Below are 11,379 nucleotides of genomic sequence, written 5' to 3' on the forward strand. Positions count from 1 at the left end.
CCCGCCGCCTATCGCCCGCCGCCTGCCGCCTGCCGCCTGCCGCCTGCCGCCTATCGCCTGCCGCGCGCCGCGGGGGCGGTGGCCGATTTGGGGTCGCGGGTGGCTGGCGGGGTCGCGTTCGTGTGGTGGGCGGGGTCGCGGTGGCCGTCGTGGTCGCGGTCGCCGTGGCAGTCGCGCCGTTGCCGGGGCGGCGGGACAGACCGCCGAGGCGGCCTGTGGCGTGAAAACAGGTGCAACACGGCCGCCGACCAAACCCGGTGGTGCGACGGCATATCCCGCATCGGTTCGTGATGCGAGGGCCAGCGGCAGTGCGGGCGTGGGCTCACGCGCATGAACTGCCTGCGCCAGGGAAGCCGACCGTGGTGCGGTTCCGGACCGTCGTGCCCAGTCAGCAAGGGGAGCGGATCGGGGCTGCGAGGTGGAGACGGGCTGCGATGTCGGGCCGGTCGCAGCGCGGGGCATGCCGTGAGGCGAGACCTGGCCTCGGCGCGAATGAGACCTGTGAGGCGCGAGTCGGCTTCGGCACGGAGGGAATGCGGCGTGAAGTTGACGCTGCTGCGGCCTGTTGCGGTGCAGGAGCCGGTGGTGGTGTGGCCTGTTGCGGTGTGGGAGCCGGTGGTGGTGTGGCCTGTTGCGGTGTGGGAACTGGTGGTGGCGCGGCCCGCTGCGGTGTGGAAGCGGGCGGGGCGGTTACCGGCTCCGGTTCGCCGGTGGGCTGGGCCTTGGGCCTGGATGTGACGGCTGGCCGCTGGGTGTAGGCGGACTTCGATCGGAGGGCCGGCTGGGATGTAGGGGCCGAGGGCGGCTTGGTGGGGGACCTCTGTGGTGGGGCTGCCCTTCGTGTGTCGAGGGCTGAGCGTCCGGCGGGGTGTGTATGGCTACGCTCGGTGGCGGGTGCGGAGCCGCTTACGCGGAGGCGGCGTAGCTTTTCGGCGTGGCGGCGTTGTAAGCCCCAGGCGCGGTGCTTTCGTGTTCGCGGCGGAATTCTTCGCGTGCGGCGGAATAGTTTCGGGACGCGGTTCGGTCGCGCATCGCGGCAATCTCGGACCTGCTGAAAAGCGACCCCTGACTCATGCATAAATTTTCCTCCGCCTCGGGCAAGAAGTGTAAGAACTGGATCATGCCAAACTGTCTTCGCAAGGGTTCTGCATCGGTTCTTCACGTGATACGGCATGGCCTCTGCCGACGGTGAAGGATGCGAGTCCTGGCCGCCGGATGCCCGAAAGAGGGAGCCTCGGATTGCTGCGGCCGGCCGAGCCTGCGGAACTGGACGATGACCTACCGAGCCGCAGCCGAGGGTGGGGGATCGGACTCCGGCAGGACAACTCGGTGACGGGACGGCCGGGCTGCATGGTTCGGCGGCGTGCCTCGATGAGGGGCGGGGACTGAGCGGTTGGGCCAGGGGGTGCGCACGCCGGCCCGGCGTTGGCCAGCGGAACGGCGGAGAAGCGCAGGGGAAGGCGCGGAGAAGCGAAGGGTGGCGGAGCGAAGGGCAAGAGGGCAAGAGGGCGAAGGCGCGGAGAAGCGAAGGTCGGCGGAGCGAGCGGAGAAGTGAAGGGCGGCGGAGCGAAGGGCGAGACGGAGAGGGAGCGAGGGCGCGGAGAGGTGAAGGGTGGCGGAGCGAAGGGCGAGAGGACGAGGGAGCGAAGGCGCGGAGGAGCGAATGCCGGCGGAGAGGGCGAGGAGGACGGAAGGGCGGAGGAGAGAGGAGCGACGGGACGAAAGCGGAGGAGCACAGAGCAGAGGAGCACGGAGCGGAGCAGCGCGGAGACCCGAAGGGTGAAGGGGCGGGAGAGCAGAGGGCAGAGCGCGGAAGGGGGGTGGTCAGGCCTTGCAGCTGTACTGGACCGGCGTGCCGACCTGGAGGGGCGACGGCTCGAGGATGTTGACCGTTGCGGTCTCGGTGCTTGAACCGACGCCGGTGAAGGTCCATTTCAGGGTCAGGGCGGCGGAGCGCTGACCGCTGCCCACCTGTTCGGTCAGTACTGCGCCCGGTGGGGCGTCGGAGCGGAACCACTGGTAGCGGATCACTCCGCTTCGGCCGTTGGTTCGGACGGTGGCTACCACGTCCACGGTCACGTCGCAGCGGGTTCCGGCCGGTTCGGGAACGGCTACCGTTACGCCTTCCAGTTCCAGTGGGCTCAGGCGCTGCCAGATGTAGAACCCGACCACGCCGATCAAGGCCAGGGTCAGCAGGCTGGAGAGCAGGGACACCAGCCGGCGCCACAGCGGGCGACGGCGGCGGGCGGTGCCGGCTGCGCCCGGCCAGGCCGGGGTGGCCGCTGGAGTCGGTGGGACACCTGGGCCGAAGCGCAACTCGTTCTGTGCGCGCACAGTGGGCAGCGAACCGTCGGAGAAGGCGGTCGGATCCGCCGGCGCGGTCCAGGTGGGCGGTCCGAGGCTGACCGTTTGACCAGGATCACCGTGATATGCGGAGGGATCGCCGAGGCGAGCGGTGGCGTCACCGGAATACGCGTTCGACGGGCCGAGACGTGCGGTGGGCACGTTGGGCTGCCCAGATCGCACAGTTGGAGCGTCGGGCTGGCCGAGGTGCGCAGTGGGAGCGCCGGATTGCCCGGAATGCACGGTTGGGGCGTTGGGCTGGCCAAGGTAAGCCGTGGGCTGCCCGGAATGTCCAGTTGGGGCGTCAGGCTGACCGAGGTAAGCGGTGGGCTGCGCGGAATGTCCGATTGGGGCGCCAGGCTGGCCGAGATGAGCGGTGGGCTGCCCGGAATGTCCAGTTGGGGCGCCGGGCTGGCCAAGATGCGCAGTAGAAGCGTGGGGCTGGCCCATATAAGCGGTAGGGCCGTCAGCCTGACCAGAATCGGCCACAGGCTGCCCGAACGGCGCAGAAGGAACACCGGGCTGACCGACATACGCGGTAGGGGCGTCAGGCTGCCCCAGGTAGGCAGTGGGCTGCCCAGGACGATCCCCGCCGGAATAAACCGTAGGCTGCCCGGTGACATCACCGAGATGGCCGGGCCGCCCGAGACGACCCTGCTCCGACCCGCCATACGTGGCAGGCACCCCCGGCGCCGGACGGTCGATCGTCGGCCACGGGTCGGCCGGGACCGCCATGGTCTGGTCGTCGATGGGTTCGTCCGGCCGGTTCATGACGACCGCTCCCAGTTCGGCACGGCCTGCTCCTAACCCGGGGTGCAGATGTTGTCGAGGGTCACGTAGGTCGACGAAGGCGAACGGCCGGTGTTGCCGGCGGCGTCGACCGCGACGACCGACACCGGGATCCGGGTGGCCGTCTTGGGAATGGACAGCGGCCCCAGCGTCCCCTGGAACGTCCCCCGGCGGAGCAGGCTCATCGACCCGGTCGAGGTGGTCCCGTTCAGCGTGTAACGGAACGTCACGGTCAGCGCCCCCGCCGCGCTCACATCATCGCTCACGGTGGCCGTGATGGTGCTGGTCCGAGGGCCGTACGTGCACCCCGTACCCTCGATCCGGGTGGGATTTGCACCTGCCGTGCCGACCGTCGGCGCTGTGGTGTCCGGCGGCGTCGTGCTGACCGACGGCGAGGGCGACGGCGAAGCCGAGGCCGACGCCGAGACGCTGGGTGAGACGGACGGCGAAGGCGAAGCCGAGGCCGACGCGGACGGCGACCTGCTGGGTGTGCTGCCCGGTTCCGTGGTCGGCGACGGGCTCGCCGAGGCGACCGGGGTGGCCGAGATCCCGGCCGGCACGACCCCGGACGGCCCGGCGACCGCCGGAGCGATCCCGGGCGTGGTGGTCGGCCCGCCCGAGACGGCCGTGCTCTCCTCGGCCGCCGAAGCGTACTGATAGCCCATCCCGCCGAGCAGCAGAGCCACCACCACCCCGGCCCCGACCAGCGCGGTCATCTTCCGGTTGCCGCTGAACCGGCCGGGTGACCCGGTGCCGAGCGCCGTTGTGGCGAAGCTGGTGCCGCCGGAGTTGCCGTCCGGGAACGGCCACAGCGCCGCGAGCAGCGCCGCCCGCCGCCCGAGCTCCTGCAGGCCGCGATCCTCCCAGTCGGCGCCGTACGCGTCCCCGGCCACCTGCTCCAGGATGTCGAGGAAGGCGATGGCGTGTGGCGGCCGGTCGGCGGGCTGCTTGGCCAGCCCGTACCGGAGCAGGTCGTGGACCGGCTCGGGAGCCGGATCGGTCGGGATGGGCGCGTTCGTGTGCTGCTCGTGCAGGACGAACAGGTTGGTGCCGTCGAACGGCGGCTTGCCGGTGAGGCATTCGAAGAACGTGGCGGTGGCGGCGTAGATGTCGCACGCCGGGGTGGCGGGCGCGCCGGTCCACTGCTCGGGCGCCATGTACCGGGGTGTGCCGGTGACCACGGTGCCGGTGCCCTGGCCGACCTGGGTGGCGATGCCGAAGTCGGCGAGTTTGCTCTGCCCCTCGCCGGTGACCAGCACGTTCTCCGGCTTGTAGTCGCGGTGCACGACGCCGTGGGTGTGTGCCGCCGCGAGCCCGGCGAGGGAGCCCTTGAGCACCACGAGCGCCGCCTCGGGGGTGGTCGGGCCGTGTTCGCGCAGCATCTGCCGCAGCGACACCCCGTTGACCAGCTCCATCACGATGGCCGCGCCGTCGGCGGACTCGACGTATTCGTAGAGGCGGGAGACGTACGGATCGTCGATCTCGCCCAGCAGTTGCGCCTCGCGGCGGAACGCGGCCCGGAACGCCGCGTCGTCGCCGAGGACGTGCGTCAGGTACTTGATGGCGACCGCGGTGCCGGTCTCGTCGTGGGTGGCGAGCACCACGGTGCCGGACGCGCCGGCGCCGAGCTGACGGACGGGCGTGTAGCCGGACAGCTCCCAGCCGCTCATGTGAAGCACTCCACCATCCATGGGGGCGGATGCCTTCGTCCGCCGCGCCGATCATTCTGGTCCTGGTGAAAGTACTGGACAACCGCAACTCGGACGGATTCTGTGACCGAAAGGCGACCGCGCCGCGTGGTGGTGAACGGGCGTTCACGTACCCTCGATCGGGTGAACATCGGCAAGGGTGACATCGCGCCCGATTTCGAACTGTCCGACCAGGACGGCACACTCCGGCGGCTGAGTGACCTGGTCACCGCCGGCCCGGTCGTCCTCTTCTTCTATCCGGCGGCGATGACCCGCGGCTGCACCGCCGAGGCCTGCCATTTCCGTGACCTGGCGGCCGAGTACCGGGCCGCGGGCGTGCAGCGGGTCGGCATCAGCAAGGACCCGGTGGCGAAGCAGAAGGAGTTCGCCGAGGCGAACACCTTCGACTACCCGCTGCTCTCCGACCCGGATTCCAAGACCATCGAGGCGTACGGGGTGAAGCGCCGCCTGAGCCTGGGCTCGCTGAGCACCAAGCGGATGACCTTCGTGATCGGGACCGACCGGGCGATCCTCGACGTGATCCACAGCGAGCTGGACATGAACCAGCACGCGGCCCAGGCGCTCAAGGTGGCCGCTGCCGCGACGGCGTGACAGCCCGGTGGAAGACCGCGCACAGCACGGCCAGCGTCACCGCGAAGACCGGCAGCCACAGCAGGCGGTGCACGGGCCAGTCGCCGGCCGGCTCGTCCAGCAGCCCGGGCAGCGGCCCGGCGAGCATCCCGGCGAAACCGACCAGCAGCAGCGCGCTCTGATGCCAGCAGTACACGGTCATCGCCACCAGGTTGAGCCCGGCGACCGGCGCCCACCGCGCGGGTCGCCGCAGCGCTCCGGCGATCCGGTCGCGGACCAGCAGGAACACCCCGAGTTGTGCGGCGGCCAGCGCCAGCGCGAACAGCGACGGCGGGTCGAGGTTGGACCATCCGTCGCCCGGCACGCCGACCGCGCTCGCCGGGTAGCCGGCCACCAGCACCAGCAGCGTGCCGGCCAGGACACCGGCCGGCGCCAGCACGAGCCCGGCCCGCCGGGGCAGAGCGCCCTGGGCCAGCGCGATCCCGAGCAGGTACGGCGCCGCCCAGCCGGCCACAGTGGCCACCGGGGGCAGCCAGTCCGCGGTGTCCAGCCGCCTGGTCACGTCACTGACCGCGACGATCGCGACGGGCGGCAGCAGCGCCCACCCGCCGTACCTGATGATCGCCTTTCGCAGCATCGGGGCAAGACCGGTCAAAATCAAAAAGACCAACAAAAACCACATTGGGTGTACGAGTAACGAGCGCACCAGATGCAGGGTGTTCTCCGGCACCCCCACGGCACTGAGCAGCAGCCAGGCCGGCACCCAGACGGCGGCGAGCACCAGGACCGGGCGTCCCAGCCGGGCGAACCGGGCGGCCAGTGACCGGTGGCCGCCGTCGCCCCGGGCGGCCGGTGACCGGTGGCCGCCGTCGCCCCGGGCGGCCAGTGACCGGTGGCCGCCGTCGGCCCGGGCGGCCGCATACCCGCCGGCGAAGAAGAACAGCCCGAGCGTCTGCAGCACCCAGGTCAGCGGGATCAGCGCCGGCCGGTCCTGGAGAGGGCTCGCGCCGTGCCAGTCCGAGGGCCGCGCCGGGTCGCTGACCACCGCCGAGACCAGCCAGTGCCCGAGAACCACGCCGACGATCGCGACGGCCCGCAGCCCGTCCACGCTCCGGTCCCGGTGCGCCGGCGTGCCCGCCTCGATCCGCGCGATCAGACCCACGCCACGCCACCCTCAATGGCCGCGCCGTCGCCGATGGTCGTGCGATTGGTAAGGCCCGCGCCGTCGCCGATGGCCGCGCCATCAGTAAGAACCGCGCCGTCGCCGATGGCCGCGCGATCAGTTAGGGCTGCGCCGTCAACGATGGCCGTGCGATCAGCGATGGCCGCGCCGCGATCAGCGATGGCCGCGCCGTCGACGGTGGCCGCGCGATCAGCAGGGGCCGCGCCATCAGCAACGGCCGGACGTTCGGCGATGACCGGATCGTCGGCGAGGGCGATCCGGGTGAGCGCCGTCATCGAGTCGGTCCCGGGCGTCAGGTAGTGGTCGTGATCGTGGACATCGGCGGTCGCGAACAGCCTGGCGCCGAACCCCGGATCGGTCGGCGCAACACCGTGGCCGAGCCCCAGCAGCCGCCCGCCGGGCACCCACCCGATCCAGTCCGACGTGCTCCGCCCGGCCCAGACCCGGGCCCCCGTGCCCAGCGCGGCCACCGAGTCCACGCCCATGCCGGGACTGCCGAACACCGCGATGTCGGTCACCGCCGGGCCGAGCCGGGACGCCGCGTGCCCGATCACGGTGGACCCGTAACTGTGCCCGAACAGCGCGATCGTGGCCCGCGGCCGCACCGCGACGAGCCCGTCCACGAACGTCACGAGCGCGTCCGCCCCGGCCTCGGCAAGGTTGGCCCGGGCGGCCTCGTCGACGCCCTGCGGCGTCTCGTAGCCGAGCCACGCGATCACCGCGAGCCCACCGGAATCCGCGGCGGCTCTCCGCAGGTCCTCCGCCCAGACAGCCGGTGATCGGTACGCCTGCCCGCCCACGCCACGCCAGAAGTTCTGGAGCCGGTTACGCATGCCCGGAACGAGCACCACGATCCGCCGTGCGTTCGTCAGGTCACCGAAGACCTGGGCGATCCGGCCGCGCCCCCGCGGGTCGAACAGCAGGAAGTCCCCGTCCGGCCGGTCGAGCCCAGCAGCGAGCATGGCCCGCCGGTTCGCCTCGTACCGCACCCCAACCGGCGCGCCGTCCAGGTTCCCGACCAAACCGGGATACCCGGCCGCCAGCTCGTGCCGCGCACCGTCGTCAAGGGCCGCGAACCAGTCCCGTGCCACCGCCGGTTCCCCCGGACAGGGCCACCGGACCACCCCGCCAGCCGTCGCCCACCGCTGGAATCCGCCTGGCATTACCGCCGTCAGCGACGGCTCACGGTCCGCTATCCCGCGAGCCGTCGTCCACGACTGGAATCGGTACGGCATTGCCGTTGTCAGCGACGGCTCGCGGTCTGTGAGCCCGTGAGCCGTCGTCCACGACTGGAATCGGTACGGCATTGCCGTTGTCAGCGACGGCTCGCGGTCTGTGAGCCCGTGAGCCGTCGTCCACGACTGGAATCCGCACGGCAATACCGCCGTCAGCGACGGCTCGCGGGCTGAGGGCGGGGCCAGCACGGAACTCGCGGCCGGCGCCACGATCACCGTGGCCACCGTCAGGAACGTCCGCAACCGTCTGATCAGATGCATGCCGCTCACCGTGCCGGGCCGGCGTCGCCGTCACATCGGCCCGTGGATCACACCGGAGGTGGCCCGTGGGCGTAAGCCCGCGGGCCGATGCCCGCCGGCGCTCGCGTCGATAAAGTCGGCGCCATGTCGACCGCGCGAAGCCGGACAGGCGCCGTGTTGGCCTGGGCTGGCACGATCCTGTTCCCGTTCGCCCTGTTCGCCGTGGTCGTCCTGCCCGGCTTCACCGACCCGCTCCTCCGGGTGGTGACGGTGGTGGCAGCGCTGGTGCTGCCGGTCGGGCTGGCCCGCCGTGCCCCGCTGCCGGCGCTGGCGCTGCTCGTGATCGGTGGCGCTGCGGTCTCCGTGCTCGCCATCTCTGGTGGGTTCCCGGAGATGGCCGTGGTCGGCGCCTTCGTGGTGGTCGCCGACCTGATGGTGGGCAACGTGGCGTCCCGGCGGGAGCGGCGGGTGTCGATCACGGCGGCGGTCCTCACGGCGATCGCGCAGGTGACGATGATGCTGGTCTTCGAGAACCCGGGCGACCTGCTGACCGTCCCGGCCGTCATGATCCTCGCGGTGGTCACCGCCTGGGTCGCCGGCGATTCGATCCGGCAGCGCCGACGGCACGCCGCCGCGCAGCGGGAGCAGGCCGAAGCCCGCGCGGTCGAGGCGGAGCGCCTGCGGATCGCCCGCGAGCTGCACGACATGGTCACGCACAGCATCGCTGTGATCGCCGTCCAGGCCGGGATGGGCCGCCGGGTGATCGACACCCAGCCCGCGGAGGCCCGTGCCGCGCTCGCCAACATCGAGGAGACCAGCCGGGACACCGCGGCGGCGCTGCGCCGGATGCTGGGCTCGCTACGGCGTACCGATGCGGGTTCGGGCCCCGCGCCCCGCGAACCGGCGCCGGGACTGGCCGATCTGGACGGTCTGGTCGCCCGTAGCGCGCAGGCCGGGGTGGTGGTCGGCCTGCGCCGCGACGGTGATGCGGTCCCGCTGCCGCCGGACATCGACCTGTCGGCGTACCGGATCGTGCAGGAGGCGGTGACCAACGTGATCAGGCATGCCAGCGTCGGACGTTGCGACGTCGAGGTCCGGCAGGACGCCGGCACGCTGACCATCGAGATCACCGACGACGGCACGGGCGCCGGCGGCAGCACCGACAGCAGCCGCAACGGCAGCACCGACGCCAGCCGCAACGGCAGCACGGACGACAGTCGTCGTGGCGGCACCGGCAGCAGCCGTGACGACGGCACCGACGGCAGCCGTAACGGCGGCACCGACGCCAGCCGTAACAGCAGCACGGACGACAGTCGTCGTGGCGGCGCCGCCGGCAGCCGTTACGGCAGCACGGACGGCAGCCGCAACGGCAGCACCGACGGCAGTCGTCGTGGCGGCGCTGCCGGCAGCCGCAACGGCATTACCGGCATGCGCGAGCGGGTGAGTCTGCTTGGCGGCGAGTTCGACGCGGGCCCACGACCGGGCGGCGGCTTCCGGGTGACCGCCCGAATCCCCCTGCCGGAGTCGGCGACTCAGCCCGCCTCTCGATCTTGGTGAGTTCCGCGATGACGGCGAGACTTCTGCACAGCCACCTGAGCGTGAGAAGGACAGCCCTCAGGCGGGATGACGTCTCCTCCCCGGCGCATCGCCCCGGCTCGTCGCCTGGGCTCGTCGGCCTGGCTCGTCGCCTGGGCTCGTCGGCCTGGCTCGTCGCCTGGGCTCGTCGGCCTGGCTCGTCGCCTGGGCTCGTCGGCCTGGCTCGTCGGCCCGGCGCGTCGCTCGCGGATCTTGCACGGTTCTCCGCCCTCGCGGCGATCTTGCAGCCCTTTCCATGTCCCGACGGGAAGAAAGCTGCAAGGTCTCCCCGGCGCAGTGGACCTTGCACGACAAACCACACCCAGACATGAAGAAACCTGCAAGATCGCCGCGAAGGTGGAGAACCGTGCAAGATCTGCGAGGCTGGCCAGGGCTGAATCCGCTGCGAGCACAATATTCCGGTCGGCGTCCCGGTCGCATGCGTGACCGGTGCGACAGCCCGAAGGTGTGGAAGGCCCGGTGGGTTGCGTGATGACGGTGTGCCGGAAGTTCACAAGTCTTCCGGGGCGCTTCGCGCCTGCCCGGGGTGAGGGAAAACTGCTGTGGCAGGCGTCATTGCGCCCTTACGCCCCGCGAGATCGGGCGAGCCTCGCGTCATGGCCACAGTCACCTGCAGCTTCGCACGGGTCGGCTTTGTTTCTATCCAGATCGCGGGCGTTGGGGTGGGTGGCGCGATGGCCACGTTCCCCTTCTCGATCTTGGTGAGTTCCGCGAGGACGCCCGGCGTGTCGCAAGTCCACAAGGTCGCGGGTGGCGGGATGGCGGTGTACCGGAGGTCCACAAGATCGCGGGGGAATGGGTGGTCGCTCGATGACGGTGTGCTCGAAGTCGACAAGATCGCGAGGAAGTGGGTGGGCTGGGCGATGGCGGTGGTGTTCGACGTTCGCACGAAACGTGGGAAGGCTGGTCGGTGACGGCTGACGGTGCTGTGGCGGCGATCCGGGTGGTGCTGGCCGATGATCAGCCGCTCATTCGCAGCGCGCTGCGGGTGCTGATCAACGACGCCCCGGACATCGAGGTGGCCGGTGAGGCCGCCACCGGCGCCGAGGCGGTCCGGCTGGCCCGGGAGCTGCGCCCGGACGTGATCGTGATGGACATCCGGATGCCGGTGATGGACGGCATCGAGGCCACCGGGCACGTCATGGCCGACCCTGATCCGGCCCGGGTGCTGGTGCTGACCACGTTCGACGACGACGAGTACGTGTATGCCGCGCTGCGCGCCGGGGCCAGCGGTTTCCTGGTCAAGGACATGGCGCTGGACGACATCCTGGGCGCCGTCCGGGTGGTCGCCGGCGGGGACGCGCTGATCGCCCCCAGCGTCACCCGCCGCCTGATCCGCGACTTCGTGGCCGGCCCGAGGGCAGCGCCGGCGCGCCGCCGCCCGGACGACACGATCACCGAACGGGAGCGCGAGGTGCTGACCCTGGTCGGCCGCGGCCTGTCGAACGCGGAGATCGCCACCGATCTGCACATCAGCCCGGCGACGGCCAAGGCGCACGTGGCCAGGTTGTTCACCAAGCTGGACGCCCGCGACCGGGTGCACCTGGTGATCCTCGCCTACGAGATGGGCCTGGTGACGGCACCCGACTGAGCCTGCGAGGTGGGCCTGGTGACGGCACCCGACTGAGCCTACGAGGTGGGCCTGGTGACGGCACCCGACTGAGCCTGCGAGATGGGTCTGGTGGCGGCACCCGACTGAGCCTGCGAGATGGGT

The 11,379-nt window shown here is 71.3% G+C and carries 8 protein-coding genes; 4 read left to right on the top strand and 4 right to left on the bottom strand.

Translation table 11 applies throughout. The annotated features are described in order from the left end of the window. Positions 1-1,824: 1,824 nt before the first annotated feature. Positions 1,825-2,505 carry a hypothetical protein gene (locus AB0E94_RS38135; protein ID WP_360336603.1) on the bottom strand — a complete coding sequence of 227 codons (681 nt, stop codon included), beginning with the start codon at positions 2,503-2,505 and terminating at the stop codon, positions 1,825-1,827. 641 nt (positions 2,506-3,146) lie between these two features. After that, a complete protein-coding gene (locus AB0E94_RS38140; protein ID WP_360336605.1) occupies positions 3,147-4,802 on the bottom strand; it encodes a serine/threonine-protein kinase in 1,656 nt (551 codons plus the stop codon). Between the two features lie 162 nt (positions 4,803-4,964). On the opposite strand from AB0E94_RS38140, the gene AB0E94_RS38145 reads away from it, so the two are divergent. Next, entirely contained in the window at positions 4,965-5,432 is a 468-nt protein-coding gene (locus AB0E94_RS38145; protein ID WP_360336607.1) for a peroxiredoxin, read from the top strand. Here AB0E94_RS38145 and AB0E94_RS38150 read toward each other — a convergent pair. Next, a complete protein-coding gene (locus AB0E94_RS38150; protein WP_360336609.1) occupies positions 5,404-6,573 on the bottom strand; it encodes an acyltransferase in 1,170 nt (389 codons plus the stop codon). The two genes, AB0E94_RS38145 and AB0E94_RS38150, sit on opposite strands and share 29 nt — an antisense overlap. Further along, positions 6,564-7,685 (bottom strand): alpha/beta hydrolase, encoded by a 1,122-nt coding sequence (locus AB0E94_RS38155; RefSeq protein WP_360336611.1) that lies wholly within the window; start codon positions 7,683-7,685, stop codon positions 6,564-6,566. The genes AB0E94_RS38150 and AB0E94_RS38155 overlap by 10 nt, the downstream gene beginning before the upstream one ends. A gap of 528 nt (positions 7,686-8,213) precedes the next feature. Between AB0E94_RS38155 and AB0E94_RS38160 the strand changes: the two genes are divergently transcribed. The 3 genes from AB0E94_RS38160 (at position 8,214) to AB0E94_RS38170 (ending at position 11,256) form a co-directional block, all read left to right on the top strand. Continuing rightward, complete coding sequence (locus AB0E94_RS38160) at positions 8,214-9,626, top strand: histidine kinase (RefSeq protein WP_360336613.1); 1,413 nt, start codon at positions 8,214-8,216, stop codon at positions 9,624-9,626. Between the two features lie 635 nt (positions 9,627-10,261). After that, on the top strand, positions 10,262-10,579 hold the full coding sequence (locus tag AB0E94_RS38165; RefSeq protein ID WP_360336615.1) for a hypothetical protein: 318 nt from the start codon (positions 10,262-10,264) through the stop codon (positions 10,577-10,579). Further along, positions 10,576-11,256, top strand: coding sequence for a response regulator transcription factor (locus AB0E94_RS38170; protein ID WP_360336617.1), 681 nt, complete (start codon positions 10,576-10,578; stop codon positions 11,254-11,256). Before AB0E94_RS38165 ends, AB0E94_RS38170 begins: the two co-directional genes overlap by 4 nt. Positions 11,257-11,379: the final 123 nt, after the last annotated feature.

The sequence above is a fragment of the Actinoplanes sp. NPDC026670 genome (genome assembly GCF_040638175.1).
Taxonomy (GTDB): domain Bacteria; phylum Actinomycetota; class Actinomycetes; order Mycobacteriales; family Micromonosporaceae; genus Actinoplanes.